17 protein-coding genes and 1 pseudogene are annotated in these 21887 nt (G+C 56.4%); 13 read left to right on the top strand and 5 right to left on the bottom strand.

What is annotated here, in order from left to right; genetic code table 11:
- The first annotated feature begins 59 nt into the window (after nt 1–59).
- The 6 genes from uhpC to AQ981_RS01900 all read left to right on the top strand — a co-directional run bounded on the left by uhpC (nt 60) and on the right by AQ981_RS01900 (nt 6897).
- Nucleotides 60–1370 (top strand): MFS transporter family glucose-6-phosphate receptor UhpC, encoded by a 1311-nt coding sequence (uhpC, locus tag AQ981_RS01925; RefSeq protein WP_058910054.1) that lies wholly within the window; start codon nt 60–62, stop codon nt 1368–1370.
- A 36-nt stretch (nt 1371–1406) separates the two neighbouring features.
- Nucleotides 1407–2438: an ABC transporter substrate-binding protein gene (locus tag AQ981_RS01920; RefSeq protein WP_058910053.1), complete on the top strand. Its 1032-nt coding sequence runs from the start codon at nt 1407–1409 to the stop codon at nt 2436–2438.
- A gap of 117 nt (nt 2439–2555) precedes the next feature.
- Nucleotides 2556–4634, top strand: coding sequence for an ABC transporter permease (locus AQ981_RS01915; protein WP_058910052.1), 2079 nt, complete (start codon nt 2556–2558; stop codon nt 4632–4634).
- Between the two features lie 14 nt (nt 4635–4648).
- Nucleotides 4649–5695, top strand: coding sequence for a ferric ABC transporter ATP-binding protein (gene fbpC, locus AQ981_RS01910; protein WP_058910051.1), 1047 nt, complete (start codon nt 4649–4651; stop codon nt 5693–5695).
- A gap of 177 nt (nt 5696–5872) precedes the next feature.
- Entirely contained in the window at nt 5873–6130 is a 258-nt protein-coding gene (locus tag AQ981_RS01905; RefSeq protein ID WP_058910050.1) for a DUF2545 family protein, read from the top strand.
- A gap of 350 nt (nt 6131–6480) precedes the next feature.
- Nucleotides 6481–6897 carry a hypothetical protein gene (locus tag AQ981_RS01900; RefSeq protein ID WP_058910049.1) on the top strand — a complete coding sequence of 139 codons (417 nt, stop codon included), beginning with the start codon at nt 6481–6483 and terminating at the stop codon, nt 6895–6897.
- A gap of 121 nt (nt 6898–7018) precedes the next feature.
- On the opposite strand, the gene phoC is transcribed toward AQ981_RS01900, so the two are convergent.
- Both phoC and AQ981_RS01890 read right to left on the bottom strand, forming a co-directional pair.
- Nucleotides 7019–7765 carry an acid phosphatase PhoC gene (gene phoC / locus AQ981_RS01895; protein ID WP_058910048.1) on the bottom strand — a complete coding sequence of 249 codons (747 nt, stop codon included), beginning with the start codon at nt 7763–7765 and terminating at the stop codon, nt 7019–7021.
- 370 nt (nt 7766–8135) lie between these two features.
- On the bottom strand, nt 8136–9065 hold the full coding sequence (locus tag AQ981_RS01890) for a DUF7916 family protein (protein ID WP_476701390.1): 930 nt from the start codon (nt 9063–9065) through the stop codon (nt 8136–8138).
- Nucleotides 9066–9387: 322 nt separating this feature from the next.
- Between AQ981_RS01890 and AQ981_RS01885 the strand changes: the two genes are divergently transcribed.
- From AQ981_RS01885 to AQ981_RS01875, 3 genes and pseudogenes are all read left to right on the top strand, one after another.
- On the top strand, nt 9388–10182 hold the full coding sequence (locus AQ981_RS01885; RefSeq protein ID WP_058910047.1) for a GntR family transcriptional regulator: 795 nt from the start codon (nt 9388–9390) through the stop codon (nt 10180–10182).
- Nucleotides 10183–10424: 242 nt separating this feature from the next.
- Nucleotides 10425–11494: pseudogene (locus AQ981_RS01880) on the top strand (MBL fold metallo-hydrolase).
- 191 nt (nt 11495–11685) lie between these two features.
- Nucleotides 11686–12765, top strand: a complete 1080-nt coding sequence (locus tag AQ981_RS01875) for a tartrate dehydrogenase (RefSeq protein WP_058910046.1) — start codon at nt 11686–11688, stop codon at nt 12763–12765.
- A 39-nt stretch (nt 12766–12804) separates the two neighbouring features.
- Here AQ981_RS01875 and AQ981_RS01870 read toward each other — a convergent pair whose 3' ends face one another.
- Entirely contained in the window at nt 12805–13812 is a 1008-nt protein-coding gene (locus tag AQ981_RS01870; protein WP_058910320.1) for an alpha/beta fold hydrolase, read from the bottom strand.
- A gap of 147 nt (nt 13813–13959) precedes the next feature.
- Nucleotides 13960–14913, bottom strand: a complete 954-nt coding sequence (locus AQ981_RS01865; protein ID WP_058910045.1) for a LysR family transcriptional regulator — start codon at nt 14911–14913, stop codon at nt 13960–13962.
- Nucleotides 14914–15117: 204 nt separating this feature from the next.
- Here AQ981_RS01865 and AQ981_RS01860 point away from each other — a divergent pair, with 204 nt between their 5' ends.
- From AQ981_RS01860 to AQ981_RS01850, 3 genes are all read left to right on the top strand, one after another.
- The gene (locus AQ981_RS01860; RefSeq protein WP_082683121.1) at nt 15118–15729 is read left to right on the top strand and encodes an NAD(P)H-dependent oxidoreductase; all 612 of its coding nucleotides are present in this window, start codon (nt 15118–15120) and stop codon (nt 15727–15729) included.
- 531 nt (nt 15730–16260) lie between these two features.
- Nucleotides 16261–17649, top strand: coding sequence for a heavy metal sensor histidine kinase (locus AQ981_RS01855; RefSeq protein ID WP_058910044.1), 1389 nt, complete (start codon nt 16261–16263; stop codon nt 17647–17649).
- A 99-nt stretch (nt 17650–17748) separates the two neighbouring features.
- Nucleotides 17749–19293 (top strand): alpha/beta hydrolase, encoded by a 1545-nt coding sequence (locus AQ981_RS01850; RefSeq protein WP_058910318.1) that lies wholly within the window; start codon nt 17749–17751, stop codon nt 19291–19293.
- Between the two features lie 66 nt (nt 19294–19359).
- On the opposite strand, the gene AQ981_RS01845 is transcribed toward AQ981_RS01850, so the two are convergent.
- A complete protein-coding gene (locus AQ981_RS01845) occupies nt 19360–20238 on the bottom strand; it encodes a DMT family transporter (protein ID WP_058910043.1) in 879 nt (292 codons plus the stop codon).
- A gap of 107 nt (nt 20239–20345) precedes the next feature.
- Here AQ981_RS01845 and AQ981_RS01840 point away from each other — a divergent pair, with 107 nt between their 5' ends.
- Complete coding sequence (locus AQ981_RS01840) at nt 20346–21680, top strand: aminotransferase-like domain-containing protein (protein ID WP_058910042.1); 1335 nt, start codon at nt 20346–20348, stop codon at nt 21678–21680.
- Nucleotides 21681–21887: the final 207 nt, after the last annotated feature.

Below are 21887 nucleotides of genomic sequence, written 5' to 3'. Positions count from 1 at the left end.
CTTTCTCTCATCCTTGCGCAAAGCCGTTTCTTTATAGTCCGCAATAACCGGAGAAATCTATGACTACGCTTTCCGCGCAGGAGATAAGCCAACGCTACCGCAGTCAGCGTCCGCGTCTGCTGTTGTGTATGGTGATCGGCTACGCGGCGTTTTATCTGACGCGCAAAAGCGTGAATTATATTTTGCCCGAACTGCAACTGGAGCTTGGGTTAAGTAAAGGCGACATCGGCCTGCTGGGATCGCTGTTTTATCTGTCCTACGGCATCTCCAAATTCACTGCCGGATTGTGGCACGACAGCCACGGCGGCAGGGCATTTATGGGCATCGGGCTGTTTGCCACCGGACTCCTGAATGTACTGTTTGCCTTTGGCGATTCACTACCGCTGCTGTTGGGTATCTGGATGCTGAATGGCTTTTTTCAGGGCTGGGGCTGGCCGCCGTGCGCCAGAATTCTTACCCACTGGTATTCGCGCAACGAACGCGGCTTCTGGTGGGGATGGTGGAATACCTCGATTAATATCGGCGGCGCCATCATTCCCCTGATTTGCGCCTTTGCCGCCTGGATATGGGGCTGGCAGGCGGCGATGCTGACACCAGGGATTATCAGCATGGCGATAGGGGGTTGGTTATGTACCAAACTGCGGGGCACACCGCAGGAAGAGGGATTACCCTCGGTCGGAGAATGGCGCCACGATCCGCTGGAACTGCGCCAGGAACGGCAAAGTCCGCCTATGCCGCTGTGGCAGATGCTGCGCACCACCATGCTGCAGAATCCGATGATCTGGCTGCTCGGGGTGGCGCACGTGCTGGTGTATCTGATTCGCATGGCGCTCAACGACTGGGGCAATATCTGGATGACGGAAAGCCACGGCGTCAATTTGCTGAGCGCCAACGCCACGGTGGTGCTGTTTGAAGTCGGGGGGCTGCTCGGGGCGCTGTTCGCCGGCTGGGGATCGGACCTGCTGTTTAACGGCCAGCGCGCGCCGATGATTTTGCTGTTTACCCTCGGGCTAATGGTATCGGTGGTGGCGCTGTGGCTGGCGCCGGTCCACCACTACGGGCTACTGGCGATGTGTTTCTTCGCGACGGGTTTTTTCGTCTTCGGTCCGCAAATGCTGATCGGGCTGGCCGCGGTCGAATATGGACATAAACAGGCCGCGGGATCGATTACCGGATTCCTCGGGCTGTTCGCTTATCTGGGGGCGGCGCTGGCAGGCTGGCCGCTGTCTCAGTTGATAGTACATTACGGCTGGTCGGGCATGTTTACGTCACTGTCGGTGGCCGCCGTACTGATGGGGTTGTTACTGATGCCGCTGTTTATGGTCGGGCACGGCGCCCAGGAGAAGTCGCGCCAGCCCTCCGGCGGCTAATTTACCTCTGGCTTATAATGAAAAAAGGATATAACGATGAAAGTCACACTGATCTCTGCCCTGGTTGCCTCCGGCGTCGCACTGGCCTCGCTGAGCGGCGCCGCCCACGCCAAAGGACGTCTGGTCATTTATTGCAGCGCCACCAACGAAATGTGTGAGGTGGAAGCCAAAGCCTTCGGCGATAAATATGACGTGAAAACCTCGTTCATTCGCAACGGTTCCGGCAGTACCCTGGCGAAAGTCGACGCCGAGAAGAAAAACCCGCAGGCCGATGTCTGGTACGGCGGCACTCTCGATCCCCAGTCCCAGGCTGGCGAGATGGGGCTGCTGCAACCCTACGTTTCACCGAACCTTAGCCAGATCATGGAAAAATTCCGCGATCCGGCCAAGCTGAAAGGCAATTACTCATCCGCCGTGTATGTCGGCATTCTCGGTTTTGGGGTCAACACCCAGCGCCTGAAAGAGAAAAATCTGCCGATCCCCCAGTGCTGGAAAGATCTGACGAAGCCGGAATACAAGGGTGAAATCCAGATAGCCGATCCGCAAAGCTCCGGCACCGCCTATACCGCGCTGGCTACCTTTGTCCAGCTATGGGGCGAAGATCAGGCGTTTGATTACCTCAAGCAGCTCAACGGCAATATTTCCCAGTACACCAAATCCGGCATCGCGCCGTCGCGCAACACCGCCCGCGGCGAATCCGCCATCGGTATCGGTTTCCTGCACGACTACTCGCTGGAAAAAGAGCAGGGGGCACCGCTGGAGCTGATTTCGCCGTGCGAAGGCACCGGTTATGAAATCGGCGGCATCAGTATTCTCAAGGGCGCGCGTAATCTGGATAACGCGAAGCTGTTCGTTGACTGGGCGCTGTCGAAAGAGGCCCAGGAGCTCTCCTGGAAGAAAGGCAAGTCTTACCAGATCCTGACTAACACCACGGCGGAAACCTCGCCGAACTCACTGAAGCTCGACGGCCTGAAACTCATCAACTACGACATGGACAAATACGGTTCCAGCGACGTACGTAAAGCGTTGATTAGCAAATGGGTCACCGATGTGAAAATGGGCAAATAAGCCGTTTTCAGGAACGGGGTACACGCCCGTTCCTGAACTTTCCCTATCGATGCGTTCTGCCGCCGGGTGCCGTAAACCCGCGCGGCCGGGCGTGTCTGAGCCTGTGAGGCGTTTTATATGTCCGAAACACTCTCTTTGCGTCCTGCCCGCAGGCGGGATGCGGTTTTTCTGTGGGTCGCGCTCAGTTGGCTGGCCTTTGCATTATTGCCGAGCTGGAGCCTTGACTATGGAATTATGGAATCCACCGCCGATGAGATTATCGCCGCTTACGGCTGGTCGGAACTGAATATCAGTCTACTGTGGTATCTGCTGCCAACGCTGCTGTTGGTGCGCCCGTTCCACGAACCGGGCCGCGATCAGCGCTCCCGCCATACCCTGGATGCCTGGTGGGCGCTGCTGTGTATGGCGTTTGTGGTGATCAGCGCCGTGCTGGAAGGGCGCGGCATGGGCTATGCCACCATCGTACTGTTTGTGGCGCTCGGGGCTATCATGACCCTGGCGCTGACCCGACTTGAATGGCTGGGGGGCGATGCCTTTGTCATTGGTTCGCTGATCGCCATTATCGCGCTGATTGGGGTCTTTATCGTCTGGCCGAGCATCGCCATTTTCATCCCGATGTTCACCAATGACGCCGGGGAATTCGCGCCGCTGGCGTTTATGGCAGTGTTGTCCCAGAGCCATATCCTGCAGGTAATTACCAACTCGATCCTGCTGTCCATCGCGGTGGGCATTGGCTGTACGTTCTTTGGCCTGATTCTGGCCATTTACACCACCCGTATCGCCCGGCGCGGCGCGATTATTGGCCGGATATTTTCGATTCTGCCGATCGTCACGCCGCCGTTTGTGGTCGGTCTCGGGGTAACCCTGATGATGGGCCGCTCCGGCTATGTGACCGAACTGATGGTGGAGTGGTTCGGGCTGACCAATACCAACTGGCTGTATGGCTTCACCGGTATCTGGCTTGCCCAGGTACTGGCGTTCACGCCGATGGCCTTTATGATCCTCGACGGCGCGATTAAAACCATCCATCCGTCGCTGGAAGAGGCGTCCTACACCCTGCGCGCCAGCCGCTGGCAGACCTTTAATCAGGTCTTCATTCCGCTGCTGAAACCGGCGCTGGCCAACGCGTTCCTGATTGTGATTGTCCAGTCGCTGGCGGACTTCAGTAACCCGCTGGTGCTGGGGGGCAACTTTGACGTGCTGGCGACGCAGATTTATTTCTATATTACCGGTTCGCAGCTCGACTATCAGGCGGCCAGTACCCTCGGCGTATTCCTGCTGCTGTTCTCGCTGCTGGTGTTTTGCATACAGTACATGTGGATCGGCAAACGCTCCTATGTGACGGTTTCCGGTAAATCCTATCGCGGCGACGTGCAGCCGTTGCCGGTTACCCTGGTGTGGGGCGTCATGGCGCTGCTGACGGTGTGGATTGCCTTTAACGCGCTGCTGTACGGCAGCATTTTCTACGGCAGCTTTACGGTGAACTGGGGGGTGGATTACACCCTGACGCTGGCTAACTTTACCAAACTGTTTGGTCAGGGGATGAGTGACGGCGCATGGCCTTCACTGCTCGATACGCTGTTGTACGCCGGGATTGCCGCGCCGATCACCGCCATTTTCGGTCTGTTGATCGCATGGATCGTGGTGCGTCAGCAGTTTAAGGGCAAAAAGACCATCGAATTCACCACCATGCTGTGCTTCGCGGTACCAGGCACCGTGGCAGGGGTCTCCTACATTCTGGCGTTTAACAGCGCGCCGGTTTACCTCACCGGCACCGCCGCGATTGTGATCATTTCGATGGTGATGCGTAACGTGCCGGTGGGTATCCGCGCCGGGATTGCCGGTCTGGGGCAGATCGACAAGTCACTGGACGAAGCCTCCCTCAGCCTGCGCGCCGGGTCGCTGCGCACTATTACCCATATTCTGCTGCCGCTGCTGCGTCCGGCGATTCTCTCGGCGCTGATTTACAGCTTTGTGCGCGCCATCACTACCGTTAGCGCCATTGTGTTCCTGGTGACGCCGGACACCCGCGTCGCCACCGCTTATATCCTTAACCGGGTGGAAGACGGCGAGTATGGGGTGGCCATCGCCTACGGTTCGATTCTGATTGTGGTGATGCTGGCGATTATTTTCCTCTTTGACTGGCTAATCGGTGAGGCGCGTACCTCGCGTTCGAAAGCCAAAAACCAGGCGTAAGGCCGGAGTGTGATATGACACAGACTAATTTTGTAGAACTTCGTAATGTCACCAAGCGGTTCGGCAGCAACACCGTCATCGACAATATCAACCTCGCCATTCCGCAGGGGCAAATGGTGACCCTGCTCGGGCCGTCTGGCTGCGGTAAAACCACGGTACTGCGCCTGGTGGCCGGGCTGGAAAAGCCCAGCGAAGGGCAGATCCTCATTGATGGCGAGGATGTCACCGAACGTTCGATTCAGCAGCGGGATATTTGCATGGTGTTTCAGTCGTATGCGCTGTTTCCCCATATGTCGCTGGGGGAGAATATCGGCTATGGGCTGAAGATGCTCGGCACATCAAAAGCCGAGATTAAACAGCGGGTACGGGAAGCGCTGGCGCTGGTGGATCTCGACGGTTTTGAAGACCGCTTCGTCGACCAGATCTCCGGCGGCCAGCAGCAGCGCGTGGCGCTGGCCAGGGCGCTAATCCTCAAGCCGAAAGTGCTGCTGTTCGATGAACCGCTCAGTAACCTCGACGCCAACCTGCGGCGCAGCATGCGCGATAAGATCCGCGAGCTGCAAAAGCAGTTCAATATTACCTCGCTGTATGTGACCCACGATCAGAGTGAAGCCTTTGCCGTTTCCGACAAAGTGCTGGTGATGAACAAGGGACATATTATGCAGATAGGATCGCCGCAGGAGTTGTATCGCCATCCGGCATCGCGCTTTATGGCCAGCTTTATGGGCGACGCTAACCTGTTCCCGGCGGCGTTTGCCGACGATTATGTAGACATTTATGGTTACCGTCTGGCGCGCCCGGCGCACTTCGCCAGTCGCGGCGAGGGCACCGTTGGGGTACGTCCGGAAGCCATTACCCTGGGCGAGCAGGGGGATGACAGCCAGCGCTGCGTTATCCGCCACGTCGCCTATATGGGACCGCAGTACGAGGTGATTGTCGAGTGGCACGACCAGCAGATTTTACTGCAGGTTAACGCCACCCGCCTGCAACCCAACGTCGGGGAAAGCTATTACCTGGAGATTCATCCGTACGGCATGTTTACCCTACCGGACGTGGAATAAGCTTAGCGCGTAATTCGCCCGCTGCAGTTCGGCGGGCTTTTTTGTGCCCGCCCGTCACGCGAATGACGCTTCGGCTACCTGGCGTTCAGCGATGATTTAATGATGGAGATTAACGTTTTTTTTGCTGCCTGGTTCTAAACTGGCACTAGTATCAATGGCAACGGCAGGAGGTCAGAGATGGAACCTGTCTATGGCGTTATCATATTTGTCATCGCCTCGGCGGCGGTAAGTCTGTTTGCCTGGTCCCGCCAGGGAACCCTGGCGGGCGTGCTGTATTTTATCGCTATTGTGGCGCTGGGAATAGGGTTGTATCACTTCACACTGTATATTGCGCAGGGTAATCAGGTGATGGCTGGGGTATTTACCTTCCTTGCGCCAATATCCGCTATTCTGATTATACTGAATACCACCTATAGCGTGCGAGGGCGCCGCTGATATATGCCGTCTGTTCACTGGGCGCAGACGGCATATATATTTCATAAGGCAGACCTGAAATCATCAGGTCGCTGAAGGACGATATTCCCCCATATTATTTAAATTTATTCAGAGAATTATCTGTATTCATTTTTAACTGTATTTCCGGTGATTAACGGTATTTCCAGGGTGAATTTTATAATTATTTCCTGGGGTCAATTCTTAATTCCTCCGCACAGTTTGTCGCCTGAAATATCCTTTCATATAATATTCCGGCATGGCGTAAACAGGTTTCACAATAATCACTGGCGTTAAAATATTGCCGGGATGTTCGGTAAATAACGATATGCAATTTGCAAAGGAATAAATTAATGAAACAGATATTAGTTGGTATTGCGGCTGTGTTACTCGTTGGCTGTAGTTCTGTTGGGGGAGAAGATAAATTCAGCGCCAGCTATCTGCGCGCTAACATCATTGTCAATAAAACCACCCAGGCAGAGGTTCAGCGGCTGTACGGCGTTCCTGACAAGCAGGACACGCATTCCAGCGGTTCTAACTCGTGGACCTACTTTAAGAAAAACAACCTCAATCTGGCCGGGCAAATCGCCAGCTATATTCCTGGCGCCAGCTCATTAAGCGGTGCGATTAGTAGTGTACAGGCGGCAAGTAGCGCCGCGGATACGGCCAGCAGCGCCTCTGCGAAAGTGACCGGTGATACGGAACATCGCGGCGACTATCTCAGATTTGACTTTAATGAACAAAAGGTAGTCACCCACTGGTATCTTTAATTGAATCACGCCAGCGGTCGTGCAATATATCGGCACGCAGTAAGCGGTTCAGGTATTACTGACCAGGATACAGCGACAAAAGAAATCTCACCCGGCGGTGAGATTTCCTGGTTATGGTTGACTATTTCTTAAATGAGGCGAACTCGTCTTTGGCTTTCTGTAATTGCTTCTGGAATTCCGCATTAGAATGCAGCGTAGCGACCACCGATGAGCCCACCACGCGCGCCGCATCGACATCGCTCTGCCAGTGGTAGCCACAAATCACCCGGCTTTGTCCGAGCTCAAAACCGCGTTTAAGGATTTGATCCTGATGTTGCGGATTTATCTCGGACAGTACCAGCGCCGAAGCCCAGCCGATCGCCGTGTGGCCGGAAGGATAGGAGCCATTGGTCGACAGCTTTTGCTGATCTTTGGTGTTACAGGTCGCCACGCCATAGAAAGCAAACGGGCGTACCCGCATATAGTGCATCTTGGCGCTGCGCGTCGCCAGGTCGCCGGCGTCTTCAATCATATTGGTCAGCAGTTTATAGATTTCCGGGGAATCTTTGGCGGTAATCGGATGACCAAACGCGCCGGAGAACGCCGTCGCCACGCCCCCGGAGGCCAGATCGGCATCGGCGGCCGCCAGCTTACCGCGCTCGGTGCTACGCAGCATGCGGCCTTTTTCATACATCGCCTGATCGTTTAAAAACTGAATGCTGCCCACTTCCGGCGGCGGCGGTAACAGCGCCAGGCTGTCAATGGCCTGTTCATTGGTCAAATAATATAAATCGGGTTTCGTGGTAACATCATCGCCGGCAGGAATAGCAGCCAGCGCACTGAAAGAAAATAATGAAGAAATACACAGTGACAGGAGTACCTTTTTCATCGTTCATCCTTTATTTAACATTATTATTGAGAATATTAATTCGTCATCGTCTGAGAATCTTAATTTATCCCTCCACAATGAAATGTGATCACAATCTCATAAATCCGAAATACAAAACCAGCCTGATTCTGACTAATACGGCGCTATATCGTAGGTTTTTCAGGTAGATTTTTTATTTATCCAGGAAATTTTCCTGGCTTCATTACGAGCATCTCCTGGTAAAAAGGTTAAATAAAAAACAGGTCTGATTATTTTTATAACCGCCAGAAATAAAGCGACTGTCATCCAGTCTGAATAATAGACCAGCGGTTTACCTCCGGGTCAGATGCCCCCCTGGAAAAATCTTATCAGGCAATAGCGCAGACAGTGATTATCGATTAATCGAACGCGCGATACGGGTATAGGTGTGGCGGACTCCGCGAATCGCAATACTGTAAGCCAGTATATTCTCCGGCAATGCGATGCCCATGTAACCCGTATCGCCAATGTGGTGCAAATCGGCGCCCGCCATTTTGCTCATCAGTGCTATCTGGCGCAGGGTGCTGACATCCGCGCCTTCCTGGGAAGTACCAATAGCGGTCATGGCCAACGCCCCATGAGCATGCGCGCTATCAATCAGCGCGGTCACCTGTTGCTGGCTCATACCCGGCACGGTGCCCGGCGCAGGAAGTAAAATGATATCGGCTCCCTGAGAGGCGAACCACGCGACATCCTGTTCGCTGATAATGGCGCTACCACTTTCCCGCACCACGCCTGCGCCGTGCATCTTACCGGTGATAATCACGGCTTGGTTACCCACCGCTTCGCGAATCTCTTCAGCGGCTAACCCGAGAGCGCGGTTGCTGACGCCATTATTTGGGTTACCGGTCAGAACCAGAATTTTCGCGCCCATTGCAACCAGTTTCCGGGCATTTTCGGCTGTCGCGGCTCGTCCCGGTTTCATTTTCCAGATATCTTCATGGGCAACGGCAAATTGAGGATCGACCGCCTCAAGATTCACGCCAATAATTCGTCCTGTCAGGCGTTGTAATTCATGCAGCGTCTGATCTGGCGCAATACCCGCCGGTAACCCCTGAATGTGCGGATTTTCACAGTCGAACATATTTATCAGCAGAATATCAGCACCCTGTGAAGCGGCAAGTTCCGCGTTAGTCACATTGTTCAGCAATGGCTGGGTTATCGCTATCGACTCACTGACCAGCACGCGTCCTTCGCTTGCGCGAATGGCATACAGTAGGGCGTCTTTATCCATCACTGCCAGATCGCCAGCGCAACAGTCCAGAAAACGTTTATTTATCACGGCGTAAATCCTTATTGGTTGATGAATGCGCGGATAGCGCCTGTGGTCATTTTCGTCCGGGCGCCGACAATGCGCTGAAGCCGTCTGCCGGGCATACGGATGAAGAAATCCTCAGGCATAGCTTAACCTCAATTAATCCACTTATATACCATTTATGTACCATAGTGGACTTGTGAGCTAAAAAACCATGGTGAAAGGATTTTTTTGTGATCCGGACAGCTTTATTTTTTATCGTGAGGAAATTTAAGGATGACAGATATCTTTCGCTGGATAAGAATTGGTCCATAAAACTGAACCAGTAACCGCTATGCTCAGGGGCGCAATGAATACCATCCAGCCACTCACATTTTCCCTCGATGAATCCAGCGCCATGCCGCTGTATATGCAACTGGTTAATGCCATCAAATCGGCCATCGCGCAGGGGCGATTACAGCCTGGCGATGTTCTGCCGTCTGAGCGGACCCTGGTGGAAATGCTGAATATTGCCCGCGGCACGGCCCGGAAGGCCTTACAGCAATTACTGGAAGAGGGGATTCTGGTTCGTAATCAGGGTTCCGGCACGTTCGTTGCCCCACATGTCCGCCAGTCATTGCCATTACTGGAAAGTTTCAGTGAGATGGCTGTCGCCTGCGGAGGCGAGGCGCAAAGCGAACTGGTGGGATATCTGCGCCGGACATCGACGCCAGAAGAGCGTCAGACCCTGCAAATGACCGCCGATAGCGCTGAGGTTGTCGAACTGACCCGGCTGAGAACGATTAACGGCATCGCGGTTTCCCTGCAGACGGCGATTTTACCGGCTCGTTTACTGGATAAGATCGGTGAACTGGGGGAATCGCTGTATTTACATCTCGAGAAAAAAGGGTCGCCGGTACTACGGGCAAGCCAGCATTTCCGGGCCGAGGTCGCAGACAGTCACCTGGCGCACTATCTGGGGATTAAACAGCATGAACCGCTATTACTGGTTACCCGTATCGGTTTTACCCATCACGACCGGCCTGTCGAATATACCCGCACCTGGTGCCTGAACGACTACTATGATTTTACGATTGAGCTACGCCGGGAGAATAACCAGCTCGATGCGTTTTCAGCCTGCCCGAAGGGAGGTAAGGGGACATAACAGCCCATCCAGCGGTGCTAAAAAATCGCCTCGCCCCGTCGCTATACCATCATTATCAGCGCGTGGAGATATAGTTTTTATCAATTTATGAATAAAATTCATATTGATAATTTATTTTTCAGCATTCTCTGGCGCCGCCGCTGTGTCAGAATAGCGGTTCGGCTACCGCCGGTACATGATTAGCTCCCGGAGTCACACGGATTATGGCAGGACGCATCCCCTGGAATCGCGGAAAAAAATGTATGCTCATACTGTTGGTTATCGGACTGGCGATCGGCGGCGCGGTTTTTGCCTGGCTGCAACAGCCCCAGTACGCTTCTCCCGTGGTGTCCCGTGAACCGCAAAACCCTCTGTTTTATGACGGGCAATTTCATAACCAGGTAGTGCAGCCGGTACTGGCCGGACGCCAGAACGTGCTGGTCGCCTGGTATCGTTTTATTTTCACAAAAGTAGCAGGGGCGGTGCCGGAGCAGCCGCTGCCGTCGGTAAAAACCGATCTGCACCAACTGGATAAAAACCGTAATGTCGTTATCTGGATGGGGCATTCCAGTTATTTCATCCAACTGGAGGGGAAACGTTTTCTGGTCGATCCGGTATTCAGCGATAACGCCTCCCCGGTGCCGGGGACCAATCGGCCATTCCCGGGCAGCAACATGTATCGCGCCGGAGATATTCCGGCCATTGACTATCTGCTGATAACCCACGATCACTGGGATCACCTCGATTACCCGACCATTGACGCCCTGCGCGCTAAAATCGGCCATATTATCGCCCCAACCGGCGTCGGCAGCTATTTTGCGCGCTGGGGATTCGCGCCCGACGATATCAGCGAAGGGGGCTGGTTCAGCCGTATCGATCGTGATGATCTCGCCATCCATATTTTGCCGGCGCAGCATTTTTCCGGCCGGTTGCTGAAACGCAATCAGACGCTGTGGGCCTCATTTGCGCTGATCACCGCGCAGCATCGTCTTTATCTTGGCGGCGACAGCGGCTACGGCGCGCATTTTAAAGCCATTGGCGAGCAACTGGGGGGGTTGATCTGGCGATCCTCGAGTGCGGGCAGTACAACGCCAACTGGCCTTACATTCATATGACGCCGGAAGAGAGCGCCGCGGCGGCCGGCGATTTGCAGGCCAGGGCGGTGATGCCCTCTCATAACAGCAAATTCAAACTGGCCCATCATCGCTGGAATGATCCGCTGGAGCGCATCACCGCCGCCAGCGAGGGGCAGGCGTGGCGACTGCTGATTCCGCGTATTGGCGAACGCGTGGACATTGATGACAGGCAACAGACATTTTCCCGCTGGTGGTAACCGCGCCAGCGTTTGCCGCCCTCAGTGACTCGCACTCCTCAGACCATCCCGGCTAAAAAGATAATTTTTCCCGTTCCGCTGCGCCACCGCCATCTTCCGGCTGGCGTATCAGGGTAGAATGAGGCGCGGTAACGCGCTGTATTTCAGAATAAAAAATCTAACGCTACGTGAACAGACAATAGGGCTGAACGATGGGAAAAAGCATACACAGAATTGCCGTCATCCCCGGCGACGGTATTGGTAAAGAGGTGATGCCGGAAGGGATCAGAGTGCTGGAGGTCGCCGCCAGAAAATTCGGTATCGCGCTTGAGTGGCAGTGGTTCGACTATGCCAGCGCCGAATACTGGCAGATGCACGGCAAAATGCTGCCCGACGACTGGTTTGCTGAGCTGAAGACCTTTGACGCCATCTATTTTGGCGCGGTAGGGTGGCCGGATGTGGTGCCGGATCATGTGTCGCTGTGGGGGTCACTGCTGCAGTTCCGCCGCGAATTCGATCAGTATGTCAATCTGCGGCCGGTACGCCTGATGCCGGGCGTAAAAGCGCCGCTGGCCAATCGCCAGCCGGGGGATATCGATTTCTATGTGGTGCGCGAAAACACCGAAGGTGAATACTCCAGCGTCGGCGGCACCATGTTTCCGGGAACCGACCGCGAAGTGGTGATTCAGGAGACGGTGATGACCCGCACCGGGGTGGACCGCATTCTGAAGTACGCTTTCGAACTGGCGCACAGCCGGCCGAAAAAACATCTCACCTCGGCCACCAAATCTAACGGCATTGCCATTACCATGCCGTACTGGGACAGCCGCGTGGAAGCGATGAGCCCGGCGTATCCCGACGTTCGGGTCGACAAATACCATATTGATATCCTGACCGCGAATTTCGTGCTGCACCCGGATCGTTTTGACGTCGTGGTGGCCAGCAACCTGTTCGGCGATATTCTCTCCGACCTCGGGCCGGCCTGTACCGGGACCATCGGCATCGCGCCGTCGGCCAATATCAATCCGGACCGCCGTTATCCGAGCCTGTTTGAGCCGGTTCACGGCTCGGCGCCGGATATTGCCGGCCAGAATATCGCCAACCCGATCGGCCAGATCTGGTGCGGCGCCATGATGCTGGAACACCTGGGGTATCACGATGCCGGCAAGGCGGTACTGGAAGCGATTGAACACACCCTGGCCAGCGGCGATGGTCTGACCCGCGATCTGGGCGGCTGCGCCTCCACGCAGCAGGCGGGCGCCGCGATAGCCCGTACCCTGGAAGCGCGGTAGCGAAAATGGCGCACGGGCAGTGCCCCCGTGCGCTGGCGCTTAGCTCGCTGATTCAAGCCCTTTCAACAGCGCCTGGTGAAAACGCGCCGGGTCCTGCATCTGCGGCGCGTGCCCCAGATCATCGAACTCCACCAGCGTGGCGCGAGGGATACGTCTGGCGGCCTCTTTACCTAACTGCGCGTAGTTACCGAGCTGCTGGCGAATCTCCGGCGGCGCCAGATCTTTACCAATGGCGGTATTATCCCGGGTGCCAATCATCAGCAGCACCGGCATTTGCAGTTCGCCAAATTCATAGATAACCGGCTGGGTATAGATCATGTCGTAGAGCAGGGCGGAGTTCCACGCCACCAGCTGTTTCCCCGGGCCATTGTTGAGACCGGCAAGCATCGTCACCCAGCGCTCATATTCTGGTTTCCACTCCCCGACATAATAAGTGTTCTTTTCATACTGGCGAATGCCGTCGGCGCTGGTTTTCAGTTCGCGCTGATACCACTTATCCACCGTCTGATACGGCACCCCACGGGTTTTCCAGTCTTCCAGCCCGATGGGGTTGACCATCACCAGTTGTTGCACCTGCTGTGGCCACAGCAGTGCATAACGGGTAGCCAGCATACCGCCAGTGGAATGGCCGATCACCGTGACCTTATCAATACCAAGGTGTTGCAGCAGCGCATGGGTATTATCGGCCAGTTGCTGGAAGGTGTACTGATACTGGCGCGGCTTGGTGGACTTACAAAAACCGATTTGATCCGGCGCCACGACCCGATATCCGGCAGCCGTCAGGTCGCGGATGGTGGTTTCCCAGGTACCGGCACAGAAATTTTTACCGTGCATCAGCACCACCGTGCGCCCATTGGCCTTTGCCGGCTGCACATCCAGATAGGCCATTTCCAGCGACTGGTTCTGGGAAGTGAAAGTGAAGTATTTTACCGGCCAGGCATAATCAAACCCTTCCAGTTGAACGCCGTAAGAGGGGGTGTCGGCGGCCAGCGCCGGCGCGGACAGGGCAACGAGCAGGGCGACGCAGGATAATCGTCGGGAAGGCATGGGCAGGCTCTCCATCAGCAACAGGAAAATGCCGCAGGCAAGCGGCAGCAAAATATAAAATGTAGAGCATCGGCAGCGGGACGTAATGTAAAGCGCGGTAAAGGTCCGATCGCCGCTGCGCGACATCCACCCGCCGGAGACGGGTGACTACGCCTGGTAGCGTTTAAGCTGGCGCGGCGGGCAGCGCAGGGTCTCATCCGCGCGGAAGATCTCCAGCAGATAGTCGACCACGGCGCGCACCCGCGGCGCCATCAGCGCCCGGTGCGGGTACTGGAGCACCATCTGGTAATCGCCGGGATCGTGTTGATCCGCCAGTACGATCTGTAGTTTTCCGGCCCTGAGGTGCGCCAGCGCATGGTGTACGCCGACCTGAGCGATGCCCAGACCGAGGCAGGCGGCCTCCACCAGCGCTTCAGGCGCGGAAAGCGTCACCACGGCCGACCCGGGGTCAAGGGTGGTCAGACTGCCGTCGGCGGCGCGAAATCCCCACGGCGACGCTTTACCGCCAAGAAAGCGCCGGGCGATAAGATGATGGCCGGTTAAATCACCAGGCGATCGGGGAATGCCATACCGCCGGAGATAATCCGGCGCGGCGACCAGAATCATCTTTAACGGGCATACCGGACGGGACACCAGCGAAGAGTCAACGATACGCCCGCCTCTGATCGCCAGATCGTAGCCATCGCGCACCAGATCGACGACCCGATCGTCAAAGTCGACCTCGACAGAAAGGGCCGGATAGCGCGCCCTGAGACCGGGCAGCGCCGGCAGGAGCTGCTGCCGGCCAAACGCGGCGCTGCTGGAGATCCGCACCCGGCCGCTGGTTTCACGCTTGCCGGACATCACGGTATCCACGGCGCTATCCAGCGCCTCCAGCGCAACCCGGGCCTGGTTGAGAAACGCCGCGCCTTCTTCCGTCAGGCTCAGTTTGCGGGTGGTACGATTCATCAGACGAATGCCCAGCGTTTTCTCGAGGCTGGCGACATTCTTGCTGACTGCCGCAGCGCTTATCCCCAGAGCGCGGGCCGCGGCGGCAAAGCTGCCGCTATCGCAGGCGGCGACAAAAGAGAGGATGGCCGGTACGCGCTGTGTGAGTTGCATTGATATCCCCGGGTCGCTGATCAGAAAGCGTTCAGTATGCCGGCAATTATCAACTTCAGGTTATCTGTTCTTCAACACTACAGGTTATTAACGCGACCTGGCGCACAGGGCATACTCTGGTTATCGCCGCGTGGCATGAGGTTCCCGGACAGGCAACCTCCGACCGCGCGGGACGGAGTAACCGACCCAACAAGGAGTCTCACCATGAACCGACGTCATCTTTTGCAGGCTGGTCTGGTACTGGCGCTCTCTCAGGCCAGCGGTATCCTGGCCGTTCAGCCGGCGCAGGCCGCCGACAAGCCGCATCAGGCGCGCATCAAAACCCTGGTGATTGTTTCACACCCTTATCCGGAACGTTCTGTGATGATCAAAGGATTACAGCAAGCGGCAGAGCGTGTCGACGGGGTGACGGTACGTAATCTGGAAAGCCTGTATGGTTTTGATACCCGTGCGATTAACGGGTCACAGGAGCGCGATATCACCGGGCAGCACCAGCGCATCGTATTTATGTTCCCGACCCACTGGTTCAATATCACGCCGATGATGAAAGCCTATCTCAATGAGGTGTGGGGCAGTGTCGGACCGGGGCTGTGGCGGGGTAAAGAGATGCTGCTGGTCACTACCGCGGCGGGGGGCGACAGTACTTACGGCAAATCCGGCAGAATCGGCGTCGCGCTGGATGAGGTATTCACCCCAATGCAGGCCAGCGCGCTGCACGCCGGGATGACATTTCTGCCGCCGCTGGCGTTTCAGGGGGTCTCCGGCGCGCAACTGGCCGACTATCAGCAGCAACTGATCGCGCGTCTGGAAAACTAGTTATTATCCTTTATGGTGAGCAATCGCTCACCTCCAGAGCAAGGCTACGCACGGCATCAAAAATCACCGCGCATTTCATCCCGGATGATTAACTCAAATCCCCACCGGCTACCAGCAGGATCGTGCCGGTGATATACATTGCTCGGGCATCGATGAGCAGGATGTAGAATCAACCGGGCCCTCGTTTAATCTTCGATTAATTAAACTCACCGTTATTCTTTTCCCGGGAAATGTCGGTCAGCGCAGCTGATTATATTATTCACAACACCGATAAATTGCATTAATTTCATTTTCCATGAAAATGTAATAGTGCCATTAATTAGCTGCTGAGTTCATTCTGACAATAATGTCATCAAAATGATGGCGGTTTTGTGATAGCGTTATTTTTATCTGGCGCGAAAACTATTTAACTGTGGGCGGATAACCCTGCATCCATCGGTCATCCGCAGACCGCCAGTTTTCCGGGAAAGCGCCGGTATGCCCTGTCGTCCGGGCGATGGCGTTTTAGGGTATTGCGCAAAGAGACGGGTAATGAAAAGAAAACTTTCGCTGGTGGCGCGACTTAGCCTGATTTTCTCCTGCGTTATGCTGGCTGTCTGGTGGTCGTCATGCTTTTTTCTGCTGTCGGCGATTAAAGCTAATTTCGCCACGCTGGAAAATAACTTTATTGAGGGGAAATTACAGTCTATTTCCCGACTGCTGAAGAGTGAATGGTCGGACAATAATGTCAATAACCAGGCGCTGCAGGAAAAAATCAGCGCCGCGCTGGTCGGTCACCGCGGGCTGTTGGTGGTAATAAAAGATCCACGGCAAAATAATATTATTGCGCTGTCGTCAGATCCGTGGCAGTCCACGGCGGATTTTTTGCATGTTACTGAGACGCCTGCCGGAAGTCTGCTACTTACCGACCGCGATCGGCGCAACTGGCGTTATCTGTCGCAATCGATTCGCGCTGCGGACAGCGCTCACCCTCTGACCCTCACCGTGGCGGTGAATGTTGACGATCGGCTTCAATTTCTCGCGACCCTGAGGCGCTGGCTGTTCTGGTTTAATCTGGGACTGATGTTTATCGCGGTGTTACTCGGCTGGTTAACGGCGCGGCTGGGCCTGAGGCCGCTGCGTAAGATGACGCATCTGGCATCCGGCATCACGAGCAGTCAACTCGATAAACGGCTCGACGCCACGCTGGCGCCGCCGGAAATCGCCGGCGCCGCCCGGGAATTCAACGCCATGCTGGCGCGGCTGGAGGATTCCTTTCGCCGGCTGTCGGCGTTTTCTTCGGATATTGCCCATGAAATCAGAACCCCGATCAGCAACCTGATGATGCAGACCCAGTATGCGCTCGCCAGAGAGCGCGAAGGCGAGCAGTACCGGGAAATTTTGTTCGCCAATCTTGAGGAGTTGAAGCGGCTGTCACGGATGTGTAATGACATGCTGTTTCTGGCGCGCTCGGAAAACGGCCTGCTACAGTTGCACAGCGGCGCTATCCGGCTTGAAGAGCAGTGGCGGGCGCTTATCGAAATGTTTGAACCGCTGACCAGCGAGAGTGGAAAAAATATCGCGTTGAGCGGCGCGGCGACTGTACAGGGGGATGAGGATATGCTGCGGCGCGCTTTCAGTAATTTGCTGGTTAACGCGATTAAATATTCCCCTGAGCGCACGACTATCAGCGTCGATATTCTCCGCCATGACGCCGCGGTGGAGATTTGCGTGATGAATGCCACCGCGCAGCTCAGCGCCGATAACCTTGACCGGCTGTTCGACCGCTTCTGGCGGGCCGACGGCGCCCGTTCGCAGTATCGCGAGGGGGCCGGGCTGGGGCTGTCGATTACCCGGGCGATTATTCAGGCTCACGGCGGGACGCTGACCGCGCAACGGCAGGGGGAAAACATTCTGTTTTGTATCCGTCTGCCGCACTGAGGCCGAGATATCCGGCGGTTGATGGTAAGATATTTACCGTCTGGCGCGAACCGCTGGTTCTGCGCCGCCACAGCCGCTGACGGACACGCAATTTTGACGATAACCAGGCGCCTTGCAGGCGTAACTCAGAAATTATCAGCCAATGCTTTTCAGCTCGTGAAGAAGCTAGCCGCCGGGATAGCTATCCTGCTGGCGGTGTTTTTTATTGGCCGCATTTACGAATCACAAAGCGGACCGGCCCTGCAGCGCTGGCACAGTTGGGCGCCGGAGGAGATGTCCGCAGAGGCCATTGACGCCGCCAGTTTTGCGAGCTGGCTGGCGCAGGAAGATGCGCTGTTTCGCGCGCTAAAGCAGCAGGTCAGCGATGACATCGCGGCGGATCAGCGTACCTCGCTGAATCGCTATTACCCGGGTAGCCTGGTGTACCCCGGTCGCTTTCCCCGCGACTGGAACCGTTCGTTTATCCTGATGCCGACAGGCCAGCCGCGCGGGGCGGTGGTTCTGCTGCACGGTCTGACCGATGCGCCGTATAGCCTGAAATCGATCGCGGAAAATTACCAGCGCCGGGGATTTATCGCCGTAGCGCCGCGTCTGCCGGGACACGGAACGGTACCCGGGGCGCTGACGCAGGTGGTATGGCAGGACTGGCTGGCGACCACACGTCTGGCGGTGCGCGAGGCCAGTCGCCTGGCGGGACCGGCGCTGCCGCTGCATATTGTCGGTTATTCCAACGGCGGCGCGCTGGCCATGAAGTACGCCCTCGACAGTCTCAGCGACGCCTCGTTACGCCGCCCCCAGCAAATTGTTCTGTTGTCGCCGATGATTGGCGTAACCCGCTTTGCCCGTTTCGCCGGGCTGGCCGGGGTGCCGGCGTTCTTCCCGGCGTTCGCCAAAGCTGCCTGGCTGAACATCACCCCGGAGTTCAATCCATTCAAATATAATTCGTTTCCGGTCAACGCCGCCCGCCAGTCGTGGCTGTTGAGCCGTACGCTGCAACAGCAAATTATTGACGACAGCCGTCGTCAGTTGCTCGATCAGTTGCCGCCAGTCCTGACGTTTCAGTCGGTGATGGATTCCACGGTCAGTACCCGGGCAGTGGTGGAGTCGCTGTATGACTACCTGAGTGATAACGGCAGTGAACTGGTACTTTTTGATATCAACCAGGCGGGCAGTTTCGCTGCGTTGTTTCGCCCGGCCTCATACTCCGCCGTGACGACACTGCTGCCGCCCATGGCGCGGCGCTATAACGTCACGGTAATCGGCAATGCCTCTGCGTCATCGCCGCTGACGGTGGAAAGGCATATCGCCGCCGGCCAGCGCGAGGAGAGGGTGCGCCCGCTGGGTATCCGCTATCCGCAGGAGATGTACTCGCTGTCCCACGTCGCGGTGCCGTTCCCGATCAGCGATCCGCTGTACGGCAGCCAGCCGCAGCCCAAAAATCAGTACGGTATCAGTCTGGGGACCATTTCCCTGCGCGGCGAATCATCGGTGCTGATTGTCGAACCGGAATCGCTGATGCGCGCGACATCAAACCCGTTTTATCCGTATATACAGGCGCGTCTCGATCATAATATCGCCTGTAGCGATCGGCCGGACGTGGTGCCGTGCATTCGCGCAGGAATACCGCTGACCGACCAGCCGTAATATTGATGGCTGGCGGTTATGGTTATCACCCGGCGATTCACAGCAAACCCGTACGTTACGGCTGAGTTATCGTGCCCATTTACGCGAACCGAACACGCACAGGATGACGCCCATGCAGGTGCCCATCATCAAGGGGCTGATGGATTCATTGAGCAACGCAGCGGAAAGCGCCAGGCCGAAGAAGGGTTGCAATAACTGGAGCTGGCCGACCGTGGCAATACCGCCCTGAGCCAACCCCCGGTACCAGAAAATAAAACCGATCAGCATGCTGAAAAGCGCAACATAACCCAGCGCATACCAGGCCGGTTTTCCAATACTGCTGAACGTCGCCGGCTGTGTCGCCAGCGCCAGCGGCAACATTAATGGCAGGGAGAGTATCAGCGCCCAGCTAATCACTTGCCAGCCGCCCATCACTCGGGTCAGTTTGGCGCCTTCGGCGTATCCGAGACCACACACCAGCACCGCCGCCAGCATCAACAGATCGCCACACAGCGACACGGTAATATCCTGACGGACCGCAAACCCGACAACCAGCAGGCTTCCCAGCGCCGAAAATCCCCAGAATGCGCGGCCGGGCCGTTCACCGCCGCGCATAACGCCAAAAACCGCCGTCGCCAGCGGCAACAGCCCGAGAAATACGATTGAGTGGGCTGAGCTGACGTGCTGCAGGGCCAGCGCGGTCAACAGGGGAAATCCCATCACCACGCCGAGGGCGACAGTCAACAGCGCCAGTAGCTGAGATTTTTGCGGTTTCGGCGCGTTAAACAGAATTGTGATAATGATCGCCAGCGCGCCCGCGATCGAAGCCCGGGCGGCGGTAAGAAAGAGGGGATCAAAATCCAGTACCGCCACACGGGTGGCGGGAAGGGAAGCACTGAAAATCACCACCCCGATCAACCCGTTCAGCCACCCGTTTAGCGAACGATATGTTGTTTTGTCTGTCATTTTATCCTCCCGTCAGCGTTCATAATGTTGCGGCCAGCGCCCTTGACGGGAAAAAGCATACCCACCACAATTTATGACAATCAAATTATTGTCATGGATACAATGCCGTGAAAGCGCGATATAAAGCTCTGGTCGATAGTTTTGCCGAGGACATTCACAGCGGAAAATTGCCCGCCGGAACCCGACTGCCAACTCATCGCCGCCTTGCCGCCGAACAGCGCATTTCTCTGGCGACCGCGACCCGGGTCTATGGCGAACTGGAGGCGGCAGGGCTGGTGAGCGGCGAAACGGGCAGAGGAACATTTGTCCGGGAGCTGGCGCTGCCAGCGGGGCAGGGCGTCGATCAATATGCCATTGCCACTGACGTGCTGGATCTGAACTTTAACTACCCGTCATTGCCGGAACAGGCGGAGCTATTGCGCAAAGCGCTCAGACAGCTTTCCGGCGCCGGAGATATAGAGGCGATGCTACGCTATCAGCCCCATGGCGGCCGGTATCAGGAGCGCAGCATCTTTACACAATATCTGGCCGGACAGGGCGTTCACTGTACGCCGGAGAATGTGCTGATCGTTAACGGGATACAGCACGGTCTGACGGTCACCATAATGGGACTGCTGAAACCCGGCGATGTGGTGGCGGTGGATATGTTTACCTACCCCGGTTTCAAAGTGCTGGCGGAACAGTTTCACATCGAACTATTGCCGGTGCGGGGTAATGCGCGCGGGCTCGATCCTGATGATCTGGAGAAACAGTGTCAGACGCGCCGCATCAGGGCAGTCTACACCATGCCCACCCTGCACAATCCGCTGGGTATAGTGATGGACGAAGCGACGCGCAGACAACTGGCAGAGGTTGCCCGCCGCTACGATTTGTTACTCATTGAGGACGCCGCCTACGCCTGGATGGTTGACGATGCTCCGGCGCCGCTACACTGCGCGGCGCCGGAGCGTACGGTCTATTTGTCCGGCTTTTCAAAAAATGTCGCCACCGGGCTGCGGGTGGCTATGGTGGTGGTGCCGGAAGGGAAAAACGCGCCTGTGGAACGGGCCATCCGGGCAACGACCTGGAATACCCCGGTGGTGATGGCGGCAATAGTCAGCAACTGGATCCAGGACGGAACGGTAGACAGGCTGGAAGCAGCCAAAAAACAGGATGCCCGGCAGCGCCAGAGGCGAGCCCGGGCCATTCTTGAGCCGCTGGTTTACCAAAGCTATCCCTGTTCATGGTTCATCTGGCTTCCTCTGGGAGAGGAGGTGCGCGCAGACAGGGTAGCCAGCGCGCTGTTAAAAGAGAAAATTACCGTATCAACCGCGGCGCCTTTTTGCACATCGACGCACATCCCCCACGCGCTACGGCTGGCGCTGGGTTCCGTGACAATGGGAGAGCTGGAGCGCGCCGTGCAGAGCGCCAGGGACATCATTGATTATTATTCTGCCTGGTGAAGATCCGGGCACGCCGGAGTGATCAGACTATGCCCATAGCGACCAGTGCCATCACCCGGCAAATAAAATCCGGCATCAGTTAATTCTTAATCCGGTTACCTGAAGGGGGGCCAGTGGCCTTTACAATATCTCGACCCGCTGGCTATGATGGCGCCTTGCGTTAAGGAAACGTAACTACCGGCAGAGCAGCGTATTGCATGCTGGCGG

Source organism: Entomohabitans teleogrylli (genome assembly GCF_001484765.1).
Taxonomy (GTDB): Bacteria; Pseudomonadota; Gammaproteobacteria; order Enterobacterales; family Enterobacteriaceae; genus Entomohabitans; species Entomohabitans teleogrylli.
The sequence above is the reverse complement of the archived record's forward strand: the minus strand, read 5'-3'. Positions and strand labels throughout refer to the sequence as shown.

What these genes read in the sequence shown, in the direction of transcription:
- uhpC (WP_058910054.1), top strand. Translation starts at nt 60, where the DNA reads ATGACTACGCTTTCCGCGCAGGAGATAAGCCAACGCTACCGCAGTCAG.
- AQ981_RS01920 (WP_058910053.1), top strand. Translation starts at nt 1,407, where the DNA reads ATGAAAGTCACACTGATCTCTGCCCTGGTTGCCTCCGGCGTCGCACTG.
- AQ981_RS01915 (WP_058910052.1), top strand. Translation starts at nt 2,556, where the DNA reads ATGTCCGAAACACTCTCTTTGCGTCCTGCCCGCAGGCGGGATGCGGTT.
- fbpC (WP_058910051.1), top strand. Translation starts at nt 4,649, where the DNA reads ATGACACAGACTAATTTTGTAGAACTTCGTAATGTCACCAAGCGGTTC.
- AQ981_RS01905 (WP_058910050.1), top strand. Translation starts at nt 5,873, where the DNA reads ATGGAACCTGTCTATGGCGTTATCATATTTGTCATCGCCTCGGCGGCG.
- AQ981_RS01900 (WP_058910049.1), top strand. Translation starts at nt 6,481, where the DNA reads ATGAAACAGATATTAGTTGGTATTGCGGCTGTGTTACTCGTTGGCTGT.
- phoC (WP_058910048.1), bottom strand. Translation starts at nt 7,765, where the DNA reads ATGAAAAAGGTACTCCTGTCACTGTGTATTTCTTCATTATTTTCTTTC.
- AQ981_RS01885 (WP_058910047.1), top strand. Translation starts at nt 9,388, where the DNA reads ATGAATACCATCCAGCCACTCACATTTTCCCTCGATGAATCCAGCGCC.
- AQ981_RS01875 (WP_058910046.1), top strand. Translation starts at nt 11,686, where the DNA reads ATGGGAAAAAGCATACACAGAATTGCCGTCATCCCCGGCGACGGTATT.
- AQ981_RS01870 (WP_058910320.1), bottom strand. Translation starts at nt 13,812, where the DNA reads ATGCCTTCCCGACGATTATCCTGCGTCGCCCTGCTCGTTGCCCTGTCC.
- AQ981_RS01865 (WP_058910045.1), bottom strand. Translation starts at nt 14,913, where the DNA reads ATGCAACTCACACAGCGCGTACCGGCCATCCTCTCTTTTGTCGCCGCC.
- AQ981_RS01860 (WP_082683121.1), top strand. Translation starts at nt 15,118, where the DNA reads ATGAACCGACGTCATCTTTTGCAGGCTGGTCTGGTACTGGCGCTCTCT.
- AQ981_RS01855 (WP_058910044.1), top strand. Translation starts at nt 16,261, where the DNA reads ATGAAAAGAAAACTTTCGCTGGTGGCGCGACTTAGCCTGATTTTCTCC.
- AQ981_RS01845 (WP_058910043.1), bottom strand. Translation starts at nt 20,238, where the DNA reads ATGACAGACAAAACAACATATCGTTCGCTAAACGGGTGGCTGAACGGG.